We start from the raw sequence: 22,111 nt of genomic DNA on the forward strand, positions 1-22,111 counted from the left end.
GGCCGTTCCGGCGCCTGGTCAGAAGGTTTCCCAATCACCGCCGGCCATCGCGGGCCGCGGTGTCGGTGCGAAAGCCGGACTCGCAACCGGCGTCGGCGCGGCCACACCGCCCGACGCACCGCCCGACGCGCTGCCGGTGCCGCTGCCGGTGCCGCTGCCAGGAACGGCAGCCGGGCGCGCGCCTGCCTTGGCGCGCGGCGCGGCCGCACGCGCCGTCGCGTCGCTGGCGACGACGCTCGTATGGCGGGCGCTTCCGTCGGCCAGCCGGAATTGCGAGACGGCTTCGGTCAGCTGCTGCGCCTGACTCTGCAGCGACGCCGCCGCGGCAGCGGCCTCTTCGACCAGCGCCGCGTTTTGCTGCGTCACTTCGTCCATCTGCGTGATCGCGCGGTTCACCTGCTCGATGCCGCCGGATTGTTCTTCCGACGCCGCGGAGATCTCGCCCATGATGTCGGTGACCCGCGCCACGGCCTGCACGATCTCCTGCATCGTCTGGCCCGCGCGTTCGACCAGCGCCTGCCCCGCTTCGATGCGCTGTCCCGACTCGCCGATCAGCCCCTTGATTTCCTTGGCCGCCGTTGCCGAGCGCTGCGCCAGCGTGCGCACCTCGCCCGCCACCACCGCGAAGCCGCGGCCCTGTTCGCCCGCGCGCGCTGCCTCGACCGCCGCGTTCAGCGCCAGGATGTTGGTCTGGAACGCGATGCCTTCGATCACGCCGATGATGTCGGCCATTTTCTTCGAGCTCGCCGAGATGCCGCCCATCGTCTCGACCACGTCGCCGACCACCTCGCCGCCCCGGCTGGCCAGGCCCGACGCGTTCACCGCCAGCTGACTGGCCGCGCGGGCGTTGTCCGCGTTCTGCTTCACCGTCGCGGTCAGCTCGTCCATGCTCGATGCCGTCTCCTGCAGCGACGCGGCTTGCTGCTCGGTGCGCGACGACAGATCCGTGTTGCCCGCCGCGATCTCGCGCGACGCGCCGACGATCGTTTCCACATTGCCGCGCACTTGCCCGACTGTCGCGCGCAGCGTCTTTTGCATCACGGACAGGCCGAACATCAGCCGGCCGATCTCGTCCTTGGACTGGCTGCTAACGGTGGCACTGAGGTCGCCGGCGGCAACGCGTTTCGACATCGCCGACAGCGCCTCGACAGAGCCGAGAATGCGGCGGCTCAAGCGGCCCGTGTACCAGATCAGGCCGAGCAACACCGCGACAAACACCGCGGCGATGACGATCTGCGCCTGCTGCACGTCGCGGTCGATGTTCTCGTTGAGCACGCGGGCCTGCGCGACCTCCGCAGCGAGCAGCTCGGAGAGATGTTGGCGCAGCGCCTGGTACGCGGGCTGCACCTGTTCGGAAAAGATCGTCGTCGCGCCTTCCAGGCTGCCCGACGAAACCGCGTCGATTTCCGCCAGCAGCGCCTTGTCGTAACGGCTGCGATCGGCCGCTACCGCGTCGAAACGCGCGCGCAGCGCCGCCGGCACGCCGGCCGACACGGCCTGCTGCCAGTGGCGATTGGCTTGCTCGCGGTCCTGCGGCAGCGCGGCGGTCGCGTGCTTGATGCCGTCCAGCGACGGATTGGCGATCACGTCGACCAGCACGGCGCGCTGCCGGTCGATGCGACTGGCGAATTCGTTGAGTTCGACCACCGGTACCAGGCCGGCGGCGAACATCGACTGGGCTCTGGCCTGCGCCAGATACAACGCGCTCAGTGCCACGCCGGCAATCAGTGCGAGGGACACGCCTGTCACGCCGACGAGAACGGCGAGGCGGGCGCGCAGCGATGTGTTGATCGCCAGCCGCCGCCGCAACCAGACCAGCGGCCCGCGCCGGACCAGTGCGCCGCGGTAGAAGGCGAAGCCGCGCATGCCGGTCTCGCGCACCTTGCGGTAGTTTGTTTCGGCGGTGGCGCGCCGCGCCGCGTCAAGCGGAATGCGCACCGAGGTGTAGCCGACCTTGCGGCCATCGGCAATCGTCGGCGAGACCGTCGCGTGCACCCAGTAGTAACCGCCGTCCTTGCGGCGATTCTTCACTTCGCCGGTCCACACCTGGTCGGCCTTCAGCATGCGCCACATCTCGCCGAAGACCGGCGGCGGCATGTCCGGATGCCGCACGAGATTGTGCGGCTGGCCGATCAACTCGTCCCGGGTGAAGCCGCTGACCGCCACGAAAGCGTCGTTGGCAAAGACGATGCGGCCGTTGAGATCGGTGCGCGAGATCAGGAAGTGATCTTCGCGCAGAACCGTTTCGTCGTTGTTGACCGGCTGGTTGTCTCTCATTGCGGTTCTCAAGTCTGCGGCGTCCTCTTGCGGACGCACTGTTATCGTCGCGGCCGCTGTGCGGCCGCTCGTCTCCTGCCACCGCCAGGCGCCCCGACGCCCCCCGTGCGTCGTCGGACCGGCGCTTTCGTCAGGCGGCCGCCGCCTCGACCAGCGCCATCTCGTCGCTTGTCATCAGTCGCTCGATGTCCATCAGGATCAGCAGGCGATCGTCCACCGTACCCAGGCCCGTCAGGTACTCGGTGCTCAGCGTCGCGCCGAATTCCGGCGCGGGCTTGATCTGATTCGGTGCCAGCGTCAGCACGTCGGACACGCCGTCGACCACCATGCCCACCACGCGGTTGGCGACGTTCAGGATGATCACGACCGTCTGATGGTCGTATTCCACGCGGCCCAGCGAGAACTTGATCCGCATGTCGACGATCGGCACAATCACGCCACGCAGATTGATCACGCCCTTGATGAACGCGGGCGTGTTGGCGATGCGCGTGACGGTCTCGTAGCCGCGGATCTCCTGCACCTTCAGAATGTCGATGCCGTACTCTTCGCCGCCCAGGGTGAAGGCGAGGAATTCATTGCCGGGACCCTCGGTCCCGGTTTCGACCAGCGCCAGCGAGGTGCCGCGCGTCGTTTGCAGTTCAGACATGTTCAAGCTCCTTGCTGGAAGATTGGGGCCGCTGGCGTGTCCGGTTCAGGGCAGGCACGTCCACGATCAGCGCGACACTGCCGTCGCCGAGGATGGTCGCGGCCGAGATGCCGAACACCTTGCGGTAATTGGTTTCGAGATTCTTCACGACCACCTGGTGCTGGCCGACCAGTTCGTCGACGAGCAACGCGAAGCGGCGGCCTTCGGCCTGCAGGATGATCGCGATCGCCTGCGTGGGATCGGTGCGCGCCTGCGCCACGCCGAACACCTCGTGCATCGCGACGATCGGCAGGTATTCGCCGCGTACGCGCAACACGGTGTCGCCCCCGGCGATGGTGTAGATGTCGGCGGCCGTCGGCTGCAACGACTCCATCACGGCCGAAAGCGGCACGATGAAGGTCTCGCCCCCGACGCGCACCGACATGCCATCGAGAATCGCCAGCGTCAGCGGCAGCATGATGCGTATCGTGCTGCCCAGCCCCGCCTGCGACTGGATCTGCACGTGGCCGCCCATCTGCTGGATGTTCCGCCGCACGACGTCCATGCCGACGCCACGCCCGGATACGTCGGTGACCTGTTCGGCAGTCGAGAAACCAGGCAGGAAAATCAATTGCCAGACTTCCTCGTCGCTCATCGCGTCGTGCACGCTCATGCCCTGGCGCTGCGCCTTCGCGAGAATGCGCTCGCGGCTCAGGCCGGCACCGTCGTCGGACACCTCGATCACGATGTTGCCGCCCTGATGCTCGGCGGACAGCACGAGTTGCCCCACCGGGTCCTTGCCCGCCGCGGCGCGCCGCTCTGGTGTCTCGATACCGTGGTCCAGGCTGTTGCGCACCAGGTGCGTCATCGGATCGACGATGCGCTCGATCAGACTCTTGTCGAGCTCGGTGGCCTGACCGAACGTCACCAATTCGACGCGCTTGCCAAGCTTCGAGGCCAGGTCGCGCACCAGCCGCGGGAAACGGCTGAACACATAATCCATCGGCATCATGCGGATCGACATTACCGCTTCCTGCAGGTCGCGCGCGTTGCGCTCCAGCAGTGCCAGACCGTTGAACAGGCCGGTATGCTGCACCGGATCGAACTGCCCGGCGGTCTGGGCAAGCATGGCCTGCGTGATGACCAGTTCGCCGACCAGATTGATCAACTGATCGACCTTCTCCACGCCGACGCGAATCGAGCCTGCCTCGTGCCCCGCGGCCGGGGCAACCGCCGTCGCGCGCGGTCGGTCTGCGTCGATCGGCGAAGCATGGATCACTTGCGGTGCGATGATGGTCGGTGCGGCCGCGCTGCTGACCGCTTCCTCGGCTGCCGCGATCACCGCGCTGACCGCGGCCACCGAAGCCGCATCCGCAGGCGGCGCAGCGGGGCTCGCCGAGGCTGCCGGCGCGGCATCCGCGACGGCGGCAACCGGCTTCGCGGGTGCGCTTGCGGTGTCGACCTCGATCTGGTCGGCATCGATCACGAAGCAGCACACGGCAATGATGTCGTCGGGCGCGCAGTCGGAATCGAGCCACACCGTCGGCACGCCCGCCTCCGTCGCCTGGGCGACGATGGTGCCGAGGTTGGCCAGCTCCTCGGTCAACAATGCGCAGTCCTTCTCGGCGACCCCGACAAAGCGCACCCGCAGGCAGGTCTTGCCACTGTTTGCAGCCGGTGCACGCTGCGCGTCCGGTTCGGCGCGGCTCGCCGGCGCCGCCGCGTCGGCCGATGGCGCATAGCCGGCGATCTCCTGCAATTGCGCGATCACGCGCGCCGGCGGCGCGCCCGGCTCGTCGACGGTTGCTGCCGCCACGCTGTCCGCGGCGACCGCGCCAGCGTCGTCGCCGGCGGCTGGCGCCGCTGCCACCGTGGCGTCCGCAGCATCCGGGGCATCCGGGGCATCCGGGGCATCCGGTGCCTCGCCGCTGGCGATGGCGCGCAGTTTTTCGGCCAGACGCGTGCCGCGCGCTTCATCCGGCTCGCTCGATGCACGGTATGCCTGCATCTGCTCGACGAGGACGTCCTTCGCTTCGAGAAAGACGTCGACCATCGCGGTCGTCAGCTGCAGCTCGTTATTGCGCGCGAGATCGAGCACCGATTCGAGCACGTGCGTGGTTTCCGTCAGCACGTTGAAACCGAACGTCGCGGCGCCACCCTTGATCGAATGCGCGGCCCGGAAGATCGCGTTGAGCTGCTCGGGATCGGGCGCATTAACGTCCAGCGCGAGCAGATGCCCTTCCATGTCGGCGAGCAGTTCGTCGGCCTCGTCGAAGAAGGTCTGATAAAACTGAGTGATATCGAGCGTCATACCGGTTCGGGTCGCAGAGCGATCGGTGAGCGGGCTTCGTAAGGATGTATGGGATGCGGGGTCGACGGCGGCGCGGTGCGTCAGCCCGGCGCCGGCGCCAGCAACTGCGCCAGCACATCGGTCAGCAGTTGCGGGTCGAGCGGCTTGAGCAGCCAGCCGCTTGCGCCGGCCTCCCGCGCGCGCGCCTTGAAGCCATCGCCTTCCTCGGTGGTCAGCAGCAGAATCGGCGTGGTCGCATAAGGCGCGAGTTCGCGTAGTGCCGCGATCAGTTCCAGGCCGGTCAGGCCGGGCATGTTGTGATCGGTCAGCACCAGATCGAACGGCGCGGATGCGGCGACCGCGCGCGCCAGCGCATCCCGTCCATCCACCGCGACGGTCGCGTCGTAACCGGCTTCGACCAGCGTGGCTTCCAGAATCAGCCGCATCGAGGTGGAATCATCGACGGCGAGTACACGCTTGCTCATGGTTGTTGTGTTCCTGACGGAGCGGAGGTAGCCGACGGCGGCCCTGCTGTATCGAGACGAGCATCGTCGACCGACGCGGTGCGGCGCGCGGCAAGCTCGCTGCCCACGCGCCGGTTCAGCACGATGACACTGATGCGACGGTTGCGCGGGTCGTTCGCGTCGCTGTCGTTGAAGCGACTGGTCGCGGCCATGCCGACGACGCGCAACACCTTGCCATCGTCCAGGCCGCCCGCGACCAGCTCGCGCCGCGACGCGTTCGCGCGGTCCGTCGACAGCTCCCAGTTGCTGTAGCCCTTTTCGCCGCCCGCGTATGTCTGGGCGTCGGTGTGGCCGGCGACCACGATGCGGTTCGGCACATCGTTCAACGCATCGCCGAGCTCGCGCAGGATGTCGCGCATGTAGGGCTCGACCTCGGCACTGGCGCGCGCGAACATCGGCCGGTTCTGCGAATCGACGATCTGCACGCGCAATCCCTCGTCCGTGACGTCCAGCATGATTTGCGACAGGAACGGCTTCAGTGACGGCTTGCCGGCGAAGCTGTCTTCGATGCGGGTCTTCAAGCGCAACAGTTGCGCGGCGTCGTCGGCCGTGGCTGGCGTGCGGCGGCTAGCGTCGCCGCGCTGCCGGTCACCGTCGCGACGCGTCGGATCGGCACCGCCGCCAGGCAGCACGTTGCTGCCCTCGCTGGTCTGCGCGCCACCCAGCAAGGCGGTCTTCAGCGGCGTCTTGAAATAGTCGGCGATGCCGCGTCCGGCCTCCGGATTGACCGAGCCCAGCAGCCACATCAGCAGGAAGAACGCCATCATCGCGGTCATGAAGTCGGCGTACGCCAGCTTCCAGCTGCCGCCATGCGTATCGCGACGCCGGGGGTTGCCGCGTCGGATGACGATCGGGCGGTGCGCGTCCTGCTTCATCGCCTGCGCGCCTCGCCGCGGACCTGCTTGACGTGCGCTTCGAGTTCCGCGAAGGTCGGTCGTTCGGTGCTGAACAGCACCTTGCGGCTGAATTCGACCGCAACCGACGGGGGATAGCCGTTCAGGCTGGCGAGGATGCCGACCTTGATGCACTGCAGGATCTTGGTCGATTCCTCGACCCGCTGTTCGATCGCCTGCGCCAGCGGCGCGATGAAGCCATATGCGAGCAGGATGCCGAGGAAGGTGCCGACCAGCGCCTGCGCGAGCAGTTCGCCGAGCCGGGCCGGCGGCAGGCTCGCCGACGCCATCGTGTGCACCACGCCCATCACCGCGGCGACGATGCCGAACGCGGGCATCGCGTCGCCGACCTTGGTCAGGCAGTGCGCGGGCATCGTGCTCTCCTGGTGATGCGTCTCGATTTCCTCGTCCATCAGGTTTTCCAGCTCGAAGGCGTTCATGTTGCCGCTCACCATCAACCTGAAATAGTCCGTCAGGAAGTCCATCAGCAATGCGTCGCCGAGGATGCGCGGATATGTCTTGAACAACGCGCTGTCCGCCGGCGCCTCGATGTCGTCCTCGAGCGACATCAGTCCGTCGCGGCGCGCCTTCGTCAACAGCAGGAACAGCACCGCCATCAGGTCCATGTACACCGGCTTCGTGTAGCGCGTGCGCCGCAGCAGCTGCGGCAGCGCGCGAAACGTTGCGCGGATCGCCTTGGTGTTGTTGCCGACCAGGAACGCGCCGAAGCCGGCGCCCGCGATCATCAGGAACTCGACCGGCTGCAGCAACGCCGCAAGGTGGCCGCCGGCGAGCGCATAGCCGCCGAAGACCGATACCACCGTGACCACGTAACCGAGAAAGACCAGCACGCCTTGCAACCTCGCTGCTAAGGGTCGGCGTGCGCGCGCTCGGCGACGCAAAGCCCGTTGCATCGTTTAACGGCGCGGCCGACGGAAACTAAAGGGGAATTTTCGGGAACGCCGCGCGCATCGGATGCGGCGCGGCGCCGGGCGTGCGCACGCCGCGGCAGACGGCGCGCGGCGTGCGGCGGTCAGTGATGACCGCGCAGTTCGCGGCGCCGCCGCGCGGTGGTCTGTGCGGCGAGCAGCGCGCCGATGCCGGTCTGGACGACAGTCGGCGCCTCGGCGCAAACAGTCCCAGGCGTGCCTTGCGCGGCTTGCGCCAGCGCCGCCAATGCCTCGGGCGCGACTTCGATGGGTTCGGCGGCACGCGCTTCCGCTACCCGTTTCGATTCCGCGGCAGCGCGCGTCTTGCCGGCTCGCGAAGGCGGCTGGCACAGCCCGCACACGGCGCCGCGCGACGGCTCGTGCGCATGGGTCACGAACTTGCCACCGCAGCGGCTACATGGCTGGAGGCTGAGCATGCCGCTGTCGAAGAATCGCAGCAGCGTCCAGGCACGCGTCAGCCCGAGCAACGGCTCTTCGCTGCCGTTGAGCATCACGTGCTCGACGTACAGGCGGTAGGCCTTGATCGTCGATTGGATTGCGTCGCAGCCCGCTTCGTCCCGCATGAAGCAGAACATGTTGTAGAACAGCGAGGCGTGCACGTTCGGCTGCCAGGTCATGAACCAGTCGGTCGAGAACGGCAACATTCCCTTCGGTGGCGAGACGCCGCGGACTTCCTTGTACAGACGGATGAGCCGATCCCGGCTGAGGTTGACCTCGGCTTCCAGCATCTGGAGACGGGCACCCAGTTCGATCAATTCGATCGCGAGGGTAATCTCGCGCGCTTCCGACATGACGCTCTTGATGGCCATTGCGGTCCTCAACCGATCTGCTCTGCGGACTGGCCGGCGAGCAAGATCGCCGCGTGGGACGCAGCAGTGTCGGCCGAGCGGGTGGCATGGGTGAGCGACGACAGCAACGCGTGATCGTCGAAGCGGAACCGGCACAGAAGCTGGCTGGATGACGCGAGGCGCACAGTCTGCGCGAGACTCAGCGCGGTCAGGACATCGGCCACTTCACTTGCCAGGCCAAGCCGGAACATCGCGCTTGCCTTGTCCTCGCGCAGCAGACGCTGGGCGAGCAGCAGGTAGGACAGATTCAGTTCCCGGACTTCGTCCAGCGTCGACTGGCTGATATTCATTGCTTGGCTCCGCGCCGCGCCTGTGCCGCGAGAGCGACGACAGCGGGCAACACGGGAGCCATTTTCGCGAACGGCCGAAATGGGCGATATAGGAAGGAACCGCCGACCCGCCGTAGGAGGACGGGCGCGCGCATGTAGGCGTTTTTCCTACAAACGCGCGGATAGCCTGTAACACAAGGGAATATTTGGACATGCCGGGTAATTTTGGCCGGTCGTCCACACCCCTAGGCATGACAAGAAAGTTCGCCAGCGAACCGACAGTGTCGTGAAAAACGAACACAAAACCGCGACGCCACGAATGCTTGATAGGGCAAGCGTAGATCATAACCACTTTGACGGCCGGGAAACGTGCGTTGCCCCACACAAAAGCGTAAGAGTCTGTAACGGCGCACCGTGCTTCAACAGCCGCGTGCGACGCATCGTGGGAGCCCGCGCGCGCGCGGTGCAAACGCTGCTGGCCGCCGGCCAGCGTCGGGAAGTCAATGCCCACGGGCCGTCCGCTCGCTGGCACGCCCGACCATCCGGAATGGACGCGCGTTCGGACCGTTCGTGCCTGCCCGTGGCAGACGAAGATGGGTACGCCGAAAGCGGGATGGCTGGCGCCGCTTGCGGCCGTCGAATACTGATACAGTGGGAGCCTTGCAAAGATAACCAAACGGCCCCGAGCCGGGCCGGCAGACCGTGAGTGCGCGGCGGCGGTCCGCGACCCGGCAGCGGGGACCCGATCCGTCCATTGTCGGTATGAGATTCTCCTTCAGTTCTTCGGTTACGCAAGCGCGCAGTGCTGGAACGCTGCTTCCCGGCGACGCGGCCTTTACCGGCGGAAGCGTGGCGCTGCCACGCGTCGGCGCGGCGGAGCGACTGCCCGCCGCCGGCGACGCTGCGAACGTTCCGCACCTGGCTGCGCCGGGTAAAGCGCCGCCCCGTGCTTTGGAGAGCAGGCCGACGGATGACGGTGCCGACGGCGCAGGCGCGGGTGGCCACGACGATCCTCACGCGGAAAACGTCTATCTCGGCCGCCAGCCGATCTTGAATTCGAGCGGCTGGATCGTCGCCTACGAGCTGCTGTTCCGCTCCAGCGCAATCAACGCCGCGATCGTCGACGACAACACGCGCGCCACCTCTCACGTGGTGGCAAGCATGATCGGGCACTTCGGCATCGAGACAGTGCTGGGCGGCCACGCGGGTTACATCAACGTCAATCGCGAAGTGCTGCTCGGCGAGCTGATCACCGTCCTGCCCGCGCATCGCTTCGTTCTCGAAGTCCTCGAATCGGTCGAGATCGACGACGTCCTGCGCGCACGCTGCGCAACGCTGCGCGAGGCGGGTTTCCGGATCGCCCTCGACGATGTTGGCTCGGCCGATACGCCGAACATGCGCGACCTGTCGGCAGTGGATATCGTCAAGGTCGATTTCGGCATTGTCGACCGCAGCGAACTGCAGTCGATCGTCGCGCTGATACGCCGGCGCGGCCGCGTGCCGCTGGCCGAAAAGGTCGAGACGGCCGACGATTACCGGCTGGCACTGGAGCACGGCTTCCAACTATTCCAGGGCTATTACTTCGCCCGTCCGGAAGTGCTGTCGACGCGGCGTCTGGTCTCCGACCGCTCCGCCCTGCTCGCGCTGCTCGGCCTGCTCGGACGCGAGCCGGAGATCAAGCAGATCGAGGGTGAACTGAAGCGCATCCCGAAGCTGATCGTGCAATTGCTGCGCTACGCGAACAGCAACGGCCGCACGCGCCGCGTGTCGACGTTGCGCGAAGCAACGCTCGCGGTCGGCACGCGGCAGATTGCGCGATGGGCGCAACTGATGCTGTACGCGAACGACGACGTCGGGCTGAGCATCGACGCTGACCCGGTGGTACAACTTGTCGGCACGCGGGCGCGCTTCATGGAACTGGCCGCTGACCATCTGAAGCCGATGGATGACGGCTTCGCCGACGAAGCATTCATGACAGGCGTGTTCTCGATGGCCGAAGCCATGTTCGGCGAAGGCGGCGGCGACGTGCTGAGCGAACTGCGGCTGTCGCCATGGGTGCGTGAAGCAATCGAACACCGCGGCGGCAAACTCGGCGCACTGCTCGACGTGGCCGAAGCGATCGAAAGCGGCGACGAAGCGCACATCGATCAGGTTTGCCGCGACGGCGGCTTGCTGACCGGCGAAGCGGCGACGCGGCTGGCCTTCGATGCCGTGCGCTGGATGACGCGCAACGCGCAAGCCAGCTGACGGCGACGCGCACGGGACAGGCGCCCCTTACACGATGCCTTGCTCCCGTGCGATCGCCGCGACGATCCGGGCGCGCGCGGCTGCGCGATCGGCCAGCCGGCTGCCCTCGCCTGCCTGATCCACCCATTCGATGAAGCGTTGCACCGCCAGCCGCGTCTGCACCGGATCGCGGCAATTCGCGAGAAACACGAACTGCGTCTTCTGGACGTCATCGGCGAGGTAGATACCGAACGGCGCCGCGACGACCGTCGCATCCGGAAAGCCAAGCAGGCCGGTAGCCTGCGTCTCGGTTACCCCGCGGTGACAGGCGACGAGGTGCAGCGGACCGGCAAGGCCCGCCAACCGGGTCGCCAGCCGATGGTCCTGCAGATGCGGCCGGCCAAGCTGCTCGCGCGCCGGCGCGACGGAGAAGGCGGCCGGCACCGCATGCAGTTGCACGACGATCGTGCGGCCGTCGAGCGCCAGCGCGGGCAGGCGGTCTTCGTCAGCCTTTGCAGGCCGCGCGTGTTGCCGGCCGGCCAACACGGCCTTCAGCTCGGCAACCATTGCGGCACGCCGCCCGGCGAAGTCGAGCCGACTCCACGCCAGCGCCGCGCCGAGATCGAAGCGTCCGCCTTTCGCACCCTCGGCGCCGCGTCGCGTCTGCGTCAACACCGCGTCGACGATCGCCTTCTGTACCTGCTCGCGCAATGCGGCGCGGGTCAACGCTGCGCCGCCGCGGAACCCGGCGGCCGACGCCTTGAACGCTGCGAAACGCGCGTTCCGCGCCGCCTGGGCAGGCCCGCTCGCAGGGCCGGCGTCCGGCAGCTCGATCAGTCTCACCTTGCCCGGCGCGTATTTCAGCCCCTCAGCGTACTCCGCGTGACAGATGCCGATGTCCTCGCCCGTCTTGGCCCAGCCCGCATTGCCGTTGTAGAGCACGATCAGGATGTCGCAGTCGTTCACCTGCCGCAGGCAGTGCTCCCAACTGTCCGCGGTGTGATCCAGTGCCTCGGCGTCCTCGTTGATCCAAACCTGGAACAGCTGCGCGCCAAACAGCCCGGCAGCCTCGATGTCGCGCTTCAACTCGCGTCGGACCGTCGTCAACGCGACCGGTTCGGCCTCCGAGAACCGATCCGCGCATCGGCTGGACAGCATGACCCTGATTGGTTGACTGCTCGCCATCGTTCTCCCTCGGTGGTTCGGTGTAGTGCAGAAAACGCTGCGTTCACTGCTGCGGCCACTGCTGCAGACGTGGCGCTGCATCGCAGCGGCGCGCGCACCGCCCACCCCGCGCGCCATCGCCCTGCTCGCCGTCCCGCAATAGTGCGGCTCATCGACGCCGCTGCCAAGTCCGCGCCCGCCGAAGTCCTCACTATTACGTCCCCACCGCGCCACTGCCCCGCCGCCGACGCACCGTCGGCGCGAAGGCGCGAGCGAGCGAAGGCGCGATCGCCGCTCGCGCTGTCCTCGCCCCGCGCTTGATCGGCCAGAAGCCGCACGCCTGCCGAGCAGCGGCGGTAACGCTATATACTTCGATACATAGCGCTTTCGTGCCACCGTCACCCAAACCAGCAAGGAGAATTCAAACAATGAAGAAAAAGTGGCTCGCCGGACTGCTCGTCGCTCTCTCTTTCAGCGCGCCCATCGCCGCGCGCGCCGATACGGTCAACGTGATGTACGCGGGGTCGCTTGTCCATCTGATGGAACAACGGATCGGCCCGGCGTTCGAGAAGGCGACCGGCACCACCTTTCGTGGCTACGCAGGCGGCTCGAATAAGCTTGCCAACGAGATCAAGGGCAAGCTGCGTCGTGCCGACGTCTTTATCAGCGCCAACCCGGCGGTGAACAAGACGTTGATGGGCGAGTCGAACGGCGACTGGGTGGGCTGGTATGCGAATTTTGCCGAATCGCCGCTGCTGATCGGCTACAACCCGCGCAGCCGCTTCGCGAAGACGCTGCAGACGGAACGATGGGACCGCGCGCTGACCACGCCGGGTATCCGCATCGGCCGTACCGATCCGAAGCTCGATCCGAAGGGCGCTTATACGATGCAGTTGCTCGAAGAGGCGGAGCGCGTGTATCAGGCGCCGGGCTTGTCGCAGCGTATGCTGGGCGCCCCCGACAACCCGCAGCAGGTCCTTCCGGAAGAAACGCTGGTCGGCCGCTTGCAGTCGGGCCAGCTGGACGCCGGCTTCTTCTACTCGACCGAGACGAGCGACCTCAACATCCCGGCGATTCGCTTGCCGGCGGATTTCGACATCAAGGCGCGATATACGGTCACCGTTGTCAACCGGGCACCCAATGCCGAAGGCGCGGCGCGTTTCGTCAACTTCCTGCTGAGCGATGCGGGCCGCAAGCTGCTGCGTGATTCTGGCGTCGATGTACTGCCGACGCCCGTGGTGACAGGCGACGCCGGCGCGGTGCCGCCAGCCTTGCAAGTGGCCTTGCCCGCACCGCGCGCGCAGTAAGGTGCCGACACGGCCTGGCCTGCCGCGGGCGCTGCGTGCGCTCGCGGTGCTGCTCGCGGCCTACCTGCTTGCGCCGTTGCTTGCCGCATTGCCGGCACTCGGCTCCGCGGACTGGCATGTGCTGAGCGATCGCGCGCTCTGGCAAGCGGCGCTCGTCTCGTTCGGCGGTGCCACCCTCGCCACCGTTCTGATCGCACTGGGCGGCGTGCCGCTCGGCTACTACCTGGCGCGCCACACCGGTGCACTGGCCCGCACGCTCGCTTTCATCGTGCAGGCGCCGCTTGCGCTGCCGCCGCTCGTTTCCGGCGTGTTGCTGCTCTTTCTGATCGGACCGTACGCCCCATTGGGTACCTTGTTCAGCGATGCCGGGCTGCAATTGACCGACGCGTTCGCAGGCGTAGTGCTCGCGCAGGTCTTCGTCGCCGCGCCGTTCGCGGTCATCGCCGCCCGCTCCGCGTTCGCCGCCCTCGACCCCGGCCTTGAGGAAGTTGCAGCGACGCTCGGCCTGCGTCCGGCGCAACGTTTCATGAAAGTTGCGCTGCCGCTGGCGGCGCGCGGCATTGCCGCAGGGCTGCTGCTCGCCTGGCTCCGAGCGATCGGAGAATTCGGCGCGACCGTGATGGTCGCCTACCATCCGTACTCGTTGCCGGTCTTCACCTTCGTGAGCTTTGGCAGTCAGGGGCTCGACGCGATGCTGCCGGTGCTGTTGCCGACCCTGCTCGCCACGCTTGCGGTCGTCGCGCTGGCGGCAGGCGTGCAGAGCGCCAATCTGCGGCGCAGCGGCCGGGGCGCCCGCCTAGCGCGACAGCGACTCATGGACGCCGAGATCGACGCCGAGGTGGACGCTGCGCCGCTCGCCGATCCGCCCTCGAACAAGGGCGCCGCCACGGACGCGGACGCGCAACTCACGCCGGCGTCGCCTAACAGCGACGCCGGCGCGGCCGCGCCCGACCATCGCGCGGCGAGCTTGCAACTACGGCTGCGCCACCGCTACCCGGGCTTCGCGCTCGACGTCTCGATCACCAGCAACGCGCGCCGCCTCGCCATCGTTGGCCCGTCCGGGTGCGGCAAGTCGCTGAGCCTGAAGCTGGTGGCCGGCGTGGCGCCCCAGCGAGCAGATCGGCGTGCCCTGCGGCGTGCACATCGGCGCCGACGCACCGCCGATGTGGATGCGGCCAACCTGATCCGCATCGACGGCGTCGCACTGGAACAGGTGAATGCGGAAGCCCGCCGCATCGCCTACGTGCCGCAGAACTACGCGCTCTTTCCCCATCTGTCGCTTGCCGAGCAGTGCCTGCTGGCACCCGACGCGGATGCGGGCAAGGTGGCGCGCTGGGCCAAGGCGCTCGGGCTTGACACGCTTCTGGAGCGTCGGCCGGCGGCGCTCTCGCTCGGGCAGCAACAGCGAGCGGCATTGGTACGGGCGCTGGCGCGGCCGAGCCGATTGATTCTTCTCGACGAACCGTGCTCGGCCTTGGACACGCCGCTGCGCAGCCAACTGCGCCGCGCGTTGCGTGAACTGCAAACGCGCATCGACGCGACCACGATCGTGGTTAGTCACGATCCGCAGGACGCGTTGGAACTCGCAGACGAGATTGTCGTGATGGATGCGGGCCGCGTCCTGCAGCAGGGTCGCACAGCCGATGTCCTGCGCCGGCCGGCGACCTTGTCGGTCGCCCGCCTGCTCGACGTTCGCAATGTGCTGCCGGTCCGTCGCACCGCCGACGGCGCCATCGCATGGGGAAATCAGTCGGACGGCCACGTCGCGCTGCGCATGCCGACGGATCGCATGCTGCCTGGCGCCACCGCGCCCGCCGAACAGGCCGAGCAGGCCGATTGCCTGCTGCGCATTCCGACCGATGCGGTGCATGTGGTGGCGATTGCCACGCCGGAACCGCGCTCGCTTCGCACCGATACGTCGCCCGCCGCATCCGACGGCCCGACCGAAGTGGCGCCGCAAGCGCATGCCCACCTCTCTGCGCTCGTCGAATCGGTTTACCCAACCGCCGACGGTCAGTGGCTGCGCTGCGCCGTGGGCGATCGCACGCTCGAGTGTGCCTACCGCGGCACGTCCACGGTCGCGGCTGGCGCGCGCCTCACCTTGGCGATCGACGTGGCGCGCCTCGATTGCTGGCCTGCCGCGCATGAAGCGGCGACCGCCGGCGCAACGCCGGCGCAGGTAGCCAACCCCGCCGCACTCGCTACGCCCGCCGCGCCGCCGGCACGCGCGCGCGCGCCCACGTAATTCCCGCAAGCGTGTGGCCAAGCGTCGCGCCATGCGGATGCGCGGCATGGCATGGAATATGACGCGTCATCAAGCTGCCATACGCGTCCCCTAGGATCACGGCACCCACACACCGGACGATCCGAAATGACTGTAGACAGCCTCGCTTCCCGCCGACGTATTCTCAAATTGCTGGCCGGCGGCCCGTTGCTGCCGCTGACCGGTTCGGCGCTCGCACTCTCCGCCTGCGGCGGCGGCGGCGACGTCAACCGCACCGGTGCCGCCACACCGGCGAGCGGCGCGACGCCGGGCAGCGGCACGACGCCGACCACCGCGAAGTTCGTTTCCGCGGCGTTCGTCGGCATGGCCGCGCCGTCACTCGCCAACGCCGCGGAGATGGCGACGACGACGGTCAAGTCATCGCTGCGCCTCGCCTACAGCGACGGCAGCAACGAGACCGTACAGCTCGGCTACCAGCCGTTCTTCATGACCGGCGACATGGTGTCGGACGGCAAGGGCGGCACGATCCTCGCCGGCGGCTATTACGATATCAACAACAAGCCGATCATCGACAATTCGGTCTCTGGCAAGTCGCGCCAATTCTTCTCCGACTGCCCGGACGGGACCTCGCTGCTGAGCCTCGACAATCCGTCGGTGACTGGCGTGAAAGGCAACGCCGTATTCGCGGTGGTGCAATTCGAGTACACCACGAAGGACCAGGCCGGCACCTCGACCTACGGTCAGTTGCCCTCGCCGATCGCCGTCTTGACGTTGGACCAGGACCCGGCGACCGGGCACCTTTCGCTGGTCAAGTACCACAACGTCGACACGTCGTCGGCGAATGGCCTGTGGATCACCTGCGGTGCGAGCCTGTCGCCGTGGAACACGCATCTGTCGAGCGAGGAATACGAGCCGGATGCCACGGCGATTGCCACCAACACGCAGTTCCAGGCATTCAGCGAACGTCTGTACGGCGACGCCAGCAAGGCCAACCCCTACCATTACGGTCATCTCCCGGAAGTGACCGTGAACGCGGACGGCACTGGCTCGATCGTCAAGCACTACTGCGTCGGCCGTATCTCGCACGAACTGGTGCAAGCGATGCCGGACAAGCGCACGCTGCTGATGGGCGACGACGCGACCAACGGCGGCCTGTTCATGTTCGTGGCCGATCGTGAAGCGGACCTGTCCGCCGGCACGCTGTACGTCGCGAAGTGGCATCAGACATCCAGCACCGGCCCAGGCGCGGCGACGTTGACCTGGATCCGGCTGGGCCACGCCACCAGTGCCGAGATTGAAGCACTGGCCAACGCGAATACCGCGGCCGACATCTTCGAATGGTCGTCGACCGATCCGGGCGATGCCACTTTCACGCGCATCCCGTTCTCGGGCAAGACGCAGTGGGTGAAAATCAAGCCGGGCAAGGAACAGGCGATGGCGTTTCTCGAAACTCACCGCTATGCCGCGCTCAAAGGCGGCAGCATGGGCTTCACCAAGCTGGAAGGCACGACCGTCAACACGAAAGACAAGATCTCGTACTCGGCCATGTCGTACATTCAAAGCTCGATGCTCGATGGCTCGGGCGACGTGAAGGTCGAGGGCCCGAAGGCGGGCGCGGTCTACGCGCTGAATCTGCGTGGTGGCCAGACCGATTCGAGCGGCACTGCGATCGACAGCGAATGGGTGCCGATCGACATGGCACCGCCGGCAGCGCTCGTCGGCGAAGACCTGGCGGCGGCGGACGCGCTGGGCAACCTTGCCAATCCGGACAAGATCGCCAACCCGGACAACCTGAAGTTTTCCGAGAAACTCCGCACCCTGTTCATCGGCGAGGACAGCGGCATGCACGTCAACAACTTCCTGTGGGCGTACAACGTCGACCAGAAGACGCTGACGCGCGTGCTGTCGACGCCGTCCGGCGCCGAATCGACGGGTTTGCACGCAGTCGACGAGATCAACGGCTGGACCTACGTAATGAGCAACTTCCAGCACGCCGGCGATTGGGAAGCCGCGCTGCACGGCAAGGTTTCCCCGACGCTCGACCCGCTGGTTCGGGCGAATTACCGCGACAAGTTCGGCGCATCGGTCGGCTACCTGACCATGGCGCAACTCGAACCGACCGCTTGAGTGCACGCTGTTTGCGCCCGCTCGGCGCTCATTCGTCCCTGACTCGGCGCTGAGATGGCGCTGACTTCGCGCTGACTCGGCCAAGGTCGCGCCGGCTGTTCCCGCGCGCCGCGCATCGACAAGCGATGCGCGGCGCTTCTTCATTCGGTGCCACGGCGTCGGCACGGGCACGGGAATGCGGCTTGCTGCTGGTAAGACACGTCCAACCGAAGGAGGCAGCGATGAGCCAATCGAAGTTGAACAACAACCAGCCGCAGAACCCGCACGAACAAAAGGGCCAGCCGCAGGGCCAACAGCAGCAGAATCAGCAGAAGCAGCCGATGCATCAGGGCGGACAACGCCAGCCATGACGCCGATGCCCGCACGGGTATGACGCGAAAAGCCCACCGACACGCAAGCGCCGGTGGGCTTTTTCATTGCACAGCGCTGATGCCGAGGCGAGACGACGTGGTCCGTCAGTCCACCCCGAACCGGGTCGGCCCCAGCTCCGGCTAGGGCCGCCGCGCGAAAGCGAGCGCCGCGCCGAATACCATCATCAACACGCCGCTCGTGCGATTGAACCAAAGAAAGGCACGGCCGCCCCGCACTGCCTTGGCGATACGCAACCCGACCACGGCATAGATCGCGATCGCAAATACCTCCAGCACCAGGAAGGTCATGCCGACGATGGTATAGCTGAGCGCGTAATGGTTCGGATCCACGAACTGCGGCAGGAACGCGGTGAAAATCAGGATGGCCTTCGGATTGCCGATGGCGACCAGGCCCTCCTGCCGTGCAAGGCGTCCGAGACTGGCGGGCGGTGCGGCCTGCTGCGCGGACGCCGCGGCGGCCGCCGCCGGGGCGCCACGCCACAGCTTGATGCCGATGAAGACCAGATATGCGGCGCCGATCCACTTCACCAGCGCGAACAACGTCTCGGAACCTGCCAACAGCGCGCCGAGGCCCAGCCCCGCGACCACGATCATCGCCGCGAATGCCAGCAACCGCCCGCTGGCGGCGAGAACCGCAACCGTCACGCCATTACGCACACTGTTGCCGATGGCCAGCGCATTGTTCGGCCCGAACACCATATTCAGCGCGAAGCAGGCGGGCAAGAAAAGAAGATAGTCGTGGAGGGACATGTCAAACCATCGATGGCATCACAGCGCGTGCGCCACCCAGGATTGGCTAGCGCGGGCTGGCTGGCCGATGCCGCATCTTAGCGCAACGCGTCGGGCGCGCACAGCGCCGAAACAGGCGCGGTTACAACCGGAGTGGCGCGGACCCGCCCCGGCCAGCATCGGCTCGCCTTCGGGCTCGGTCCCAGCCTGGAGCGGACCGTGGTTCGTCACCGCATCGACCCGGTGCGCGCGCGTTGCGCCTGCCCGGTAACGGCAAGGCGCGCGCGCCGACAGCGTGTGCCAGCGTGCGCGGTGGCAGGCACGACCGGCGTCGCCCGGCCTCGCTCCGCTGGCAAAGCCGCGTGCAATCTCAACGCTCGCTGTTCAGATAACTCTTCTTCTTGAGGTCGCCCATGAACAGGCACACGACGAAGGCGAGCACCATCAAGGCAGTCACGTACCAGTAGAAACTGTTCTCGGAGCCGGCTTGCTTGAACCAAAGTGCCACGTACTCGGCGGAACCGCCGAACACCGCATTGGCGACGGCATAGGACAGACCAACGCCCAGCGCGCGCACCTCGGGCGGGAACATCTCCGCCTTGATCAAACCGCTGATCGACGTATAAAGACTCACGATGGCCTGCCCGGCAATGATCAGCATGAATGCGATGACCGGGCTGGTCACGGTCTTCAGCGCCAGCAGGATCGGGAACGTGAACAATGCGCCGAGCGCGCCGAACAACAGCATGTTCGCGCGCCGTCCGATGCGGTCCGACAGGGCGCCGAACAACGGCTGCATCAGCATGTAGACCAGCAACGAAGCCGTCATCACGCCGCTTGCTGTCTTCGCATTCATGCCCGCCGTGTTCACCAGATACTTCTGCATATAGGTGGTGAACGTGTAGAAGATCAGCGAGCCGCCGGCGGTAAAGCCCAGCACGGTGAAGAATGGCCGCTTGTGATCGCGGAACAGCGCGAGGATCGAACCGGCCTCCTTGCGTTGACGCGTCGTGGCGTCGGCCGTTTCAGTCAACGAGCGACGCAGGAACAGGGAGATCACCGCGGCAATCGCACCGACGACGAACGGAATGCGCCAGCCCCAGGCGCGAAGTTGCGCGTCGTCGAGCGCAAACTGCAGAATGACGATCACCAGCACCGCCAGCAATTGCCCACCGATCAGCGTCACGTACTGGAAGGACGCGAGAAAGCCGCGTTCGCCCCGCATCGCGACTTCACTCATGTAGGTCGCGCTGGTGCCATACTCGCCGCCCACCGACAGCCCCTGAAACAGTCGCGCGAGCAGCAGCAGAACGGGGGCAGCGGTACCGATCGTCGCGTAGGTCGGCAGGCACGCAATCAGCAGCGAGCCGGCACACATCATCATCACGGAGATCAGCATCGCAGTGCGCCGGCCCTGCTTGTCGGCGATACGGCCAAACATCCAGCCGCCGATCGGCCGCATCAGGAAGCCGGCCGCGAACACCCCCGCCGTATTGAGCAACTGGGTCGTCGGATTTCCCGACGGGAAGAAGGCCTTGGCGAAGTACAGCGCTGTGAAGGCGTAGACGTAGAAATCAAACCACTCGACGAGATTGCCGGAGGACGCGCCGACAATCGCGAATATTCGCGAGCGGCGCTCTTCGGGCGTGTAGTGGTTGTCGTGCGCCGACGCGTCTTGCGGTAGGTTGTCTTGCGTTGCCATGTCTCAGTGTTTTGGTTGTGAACGCGGAGCACCGGCCATCGCGAGCCGGGCGGAAACTGTCTGGCAGCCATCGCGCGTGGCGCCGTCGACGGCTGCCACGATCCCAAGTGCACGCTGAGTGCGTGACCGACACGCACGACCGCCATGGCGCTACCGCGCGTCCGAGCATGCGTTCGCCTGATCCGACACGACTGCGCCGCGAGACTTGTGGACCGCGACGCGACACAGTGTAGGGGCATTCGCGCCCGGCCGAAAGTCAGAGTGACGCCAGGTGCGCCACCGCACGCGCTCGTCGCACACTCTGCCCGCTGATGCGCTCCGCCGGACACTGCGATCCTGCCCGAGGCCGTCGCCGCTGATTAGACTTGAACATGCGCCGTCCTGCCCCGTTCCCCGTGCAACGCGTCGGATGTCTCGACCTACCCGAAAAATTGGGCGCGCCGCCGTACCGCCCGCCGTCGCCGTCGCCGTCGCGTTCGCCTTCGCCGTCATGTCGACCATGGATTTCAGCGTCCAATTTTCTTCCATTCGGCTGGCGATCGAGCGCTCGCCGGGGCGCGACAGGCGCATCGCCCGCGACGCGCGGCCGCGTGACGCTCAGAGCGTCTCGGCGCCGAACGTATTGCACTGGCGCGCGTCCGCCGTGCTCAAACCACGCTGCAGCCACCGCTGCCGTTGCTCGCTGGAGCCATGCGTGAAGGATTCGGGCACCACCCGCCCCTGCGACTGTCGTTGCAACCGATCGTCGCCAATCGCCGCCGCAGCCTGCAGACCATTCTCGAAATCGCCCGGCTCGATCAACTGCTGATTGTTGCGCTGCGCGGTCGCCGCCCAGACCCCGGCAAAGCAATCCGCCTGCAGTTCGACACGCACCGACAGCGCATTGGCATCGGCGCGCGACAGACGCTGGCGCAGCCGGTCGACCTGATCGGAGATGCCGAGCACTTTCTGGACATGGTGCCCAACCTCGTGGGCGATCACGTAGGCTTGCGCAAAGTCGCCTGCAACGCCGAAACGTTGTCGCATCTCCTGGTAAAACGACAGGTCGATGTAGACCTTCTGATCCGCAGGGCAATAGAACGGACCCATCGCCGCCTGGCCGTAGCCGCAGCCGGTTTGCGTACCGCCGCTGAACAGTACCAGCGTGGGCGCCGGATAGTCGCGATTGAACTGCGTGCGCATGATCTGCGTCCACGTGCGCTCGGTGTTGCCGAGCACGCGTCGAACAAACACGGTCATTTCATCGTTTGCCGGCGCGTTCTGCGGCGCGGCGCGCTGCTGCGAAACACTCGACGGGTTCGACTGGCTCGCCCCGTTGAGGATCACGGACGGATCGACTCCAAAGAAGTACGCGGCCACGAAGGCGATCACCACCGTACCGATGCCGATCGAGCGTCCGCCAATTGGGAAGCCGCCACCGCCACCGCGCCGATCCTCGACGCGGTTGCTTTCCGATTCGTTATCAAGACGCACGCTATTACTCCCGACCGTTGCGGTCATGCATTGTTGCGCAGACAAGCATGTTCCGGTCCAGCGGCACGCACCTTGCGCACGAACGGCGCTCGGCAGCGCGCGAGCACGCCTG

Annotated in this window: 16 protein-coding genes and 1 pseudogene; 5 read left to right on the forward strand and 12 right to left on the reverse strand. The window is 66.7% G+C overall.

Features of this window, described 5'->3' with window-relative positions; genetic code table 11:
* Nucleotides 1–18: 18 nt before the first annotated feature.
* The 8 genes and pseudogenes from BLU54_RS24420 to flhD form a co-directional block, all read right to left on the reverse strand.
* Nucleotides 19–2,277, reverse strand: coding sequence for a methyl-accepting chemotaxis protein (locus tag BLU54_RS24420; RefSeq protein ID WP_091904206.1), 2,259 nt, complete (start codon nucleotides 2,275–2,277; stop codon nucleotides 19–21).
* A 130-nt stretch (nucleotides 2,278–2,407) separates the two neighbouring features.
* The gene (gene cheW, locus BLU54_RS02535) at nucleotides 2,408–2,923 is read right to left on the reverse strand and encodes a chemotaxis protein CheW (protein ID WP_091904208.1); all 516 of its coding nucleotides are present in this window, start codon (nucleotides 2,921–2,923) and stop codon (nucleotides 2,408–2,410) included.
* Nucleotides 2,916–5,213 (reverse strand): chemotaxis protein CheA, encoded by a 2,298-nt coding sequence (cheA, locus tag BLU54_RS02540; RefSeq protein WP_091904210.1) that lies wholly within the window; start codon nucleotides 5,211–5,213, stop codon nucleotides 2,916–2,918. Before cheA ends, cheW begins: the two co-directional genes overlap by 8 nt.
* 80 nt (nucleotides 5,214–5,293) lie before the next feature.
* On the reverse strand, nucleotides 5,294–5,677 hold the full coding sequence (locus BLU54_RS02545; protein WP_091904211.1) for a response regulator: 384 nt from the start codon (nucleotides 5,675–5,677) through the stop codon (nucleotides 5,294–5,296).
* Nucleotides 5,674–6,591: a flagellar motor protein MotB gene (motB, locus tag BLU54_RS02550; RefSeq protein WP_091904213.1), complete on the reverse strand. Its 918-nt coding sequence runs from the start codon at nucleotides 6,589–6,591 to the stop codon at nucleotides 5,674–5,676. Before motB ends, BLU54_RS02545 begins: the two co-directional genes overlap by 4 nt.
* Nucleotides 6,588–7,460, reverse strand: a complete 873-nt coding sequence (gene motA / locus BLU54_RS02555; protein ID WP_091904523.1) for a flagellar motor stator protein MotA — start codon at nucleotides 7,458–7,460, stop codon at nucleotides 6,588–6,590. The genes motB and motA overlap by 4 nt, the downstream gene beginning before the upstream one ends.
* A gap of 386 nt (nucleotides 7,461–7,846) precedes the next feature.
* A pseudogene (flhC, locus tag BLU54_RS02560) lies at nucleotides 7,847–8,368 on the reverse strand (flagellar transcriptional regulator FlhC); the annotation flags it as partial.
* Between the two features lie 8 nt (nucleotides 8,369–8,376).
* Nucleotides 8,377–8,697, reverse strand: a complete 321-nt coding sequence (flhD, locus tag BLU54_RS02565; protein ID WP_091904217.1) for a flagellar transcriptional regulator FlhD — start codon at nucleotides 8,695–8,697, stop codon at nucleotides 8,377–8,379.
* Between the two features lie 741 nt (nucleotides 8,698–9,438).
* Between flhD and BLU54_RS02570 the strand changes: the two genes are divergently transcribed.
* Nucleotides 9,439–10,923: an EAL and HDOD domain-containing protein gene (locus BLU54_RS02570; protein WP_091904219.1), complete on the forward strand. Its 1,485-nt coding sequence runs from the start codon at nucleotides 9,439–9,441 to the stop codon at nucleotides 10,921–10,923.
* 27 nt (nucleotides 10,924–10,950) lie between these two features.
* Here the strand turns inward: BLU54_RS02570 and BLU54_RS02575 are convergent, their stop codons facing one another.
* On the reverse strand, nucleotides 10,951–12,087 hold the full coding sequence (locus BLU54_RS02575; RefSeq protein ID WP_091904221.1) for a DUF4062 domain-containing protein: 1,137 nt from the start codon (nucleotides 12,085–12,087) through the stop codon (nucleotides 10,951–10,953).
* Nucleotides 12,088–12,494: 407 nt separating this feature from the next.
* On the opposite strand from BLU54_RS02575, the gene BLU54_RS02580 reads away from it, so the two are divergent.
* The 4 genes from BLU54_RS02580 to BLU54_RS24340 all read left to right on the forward strand — a co-directional run bounded on the left by BLU54_RS02580 (nucleotide 12,495) and on the right by BLU54_RS24340 (nucleotide 18,074).
* On the forward strand, nucleotides 12,495–13,373 hold the full coding sequence (locus BLU54_RS02580) for an extracellular solute-binding protein (protein ID WP_091904223.1): 879 nt from the start codon (nucleotides 12,495–12,497) through the stop codon (nucleotides 13,371–13,373).
* Nucleotide 13,374: 1 nt separating this feature from the next.
* The gene (locus BLU54_RS23580; RefSeq protein ID WP_170844990.1) at nucleotides 13,375–15,618 is read left to right on the forward strand and encodes an ATP-binding cassette domain-containing protein; all 2,244 of its coding nucleotides are present in this window, start codon (nucleotides 13,375–13,377) and stop codon (nucleotides 15,616–15,618) included.
* 126 nt (nucleotides 15,619–15,744) lie between these two features.
* Nucleotides 15,745–17,724: a PhoX family protein gene (locus BLU54_RS02590; RefSeq protein WP_091904225.1), complete on the forward strand. Its 1,980-nt coding sequence runs from the start codon at nucleotides 15,745–15,747 to the stop codon at nucleotides 17,722–17,724.
* Between the two features lie 221 nt (nucleotides 17,725–17,945).
* Nucleotides 17,946–18,074 carry a hypothetical protein gene (locus BLU54_RS24340; protein ID WP_268874487.1) on the forward strand — a complete coding sequence of 43 codons (129 nt, stop codon included), beginning with the start codon at nucleotides 17,946–17,948 and terminating at the stop codon, nucleotides 18,072–18,074.
* Between the two features lie 141 nt (nucleotides 18,075–18,215).
* Here BLU54_RS24340 and BLU54_RS02600 read toward each other — a convergent pair whose 3' ends face one another.
* From BLU54_RS02600 to ypfJ, 3 genes are all read right to left on the reverse strand, one after another.
* Nucleotides 18,216–18,845, reverse strand: a complete 630-nt coding sequence (locus BLU54_RS02600; RefSeq protein ID WP_091904227.1) for a LysE family translocator — start codon at nucleotides 18,843–18,845, stop codon at nucleotides 18,216–18,218.
* A gap of 349 nt (nucleotides 18,846–19,194) precedes the next feature.
* Nucleotides 19,195–20,526, reverse strand: a complete 1,332-nt coding sequence (locus BLU54_RS02605) for an MFS family transporter (protein WP_091904230.1) — start codon at nucleotides 20,524–20,526, stop codon at nucleotides 19,195–19,197.
* Between the two features lie 597 nt (nucleotides 20,527–21,123).
* Nucleotides 21,124–21,999 (reverse strand): KPN_02809 family neutral zinc metallopeptidase, encoded by an 876-nt coding sequence (gene ypfJ, locus BLU54_RS02610; RefSeq protein WP_091904232.1) that lies wholly within the window; start codon nucleotides 21,997–21,999, stop codon nucleotides 21,124–21,126.
* Nucleotides 22,000–22,111 lie beyond the last annotated feature (112 nt).

This window comes from Chitinasiproducens palmae (genome assembly GCF_900095735.1).
Classification (GTDB): Bacteria; Pseudomonadota; Gammaproteobacteria; order Burkholderiales; family Burkholderiaceae; genus Chitinasiproducens; species Chitinasiproducens palmae.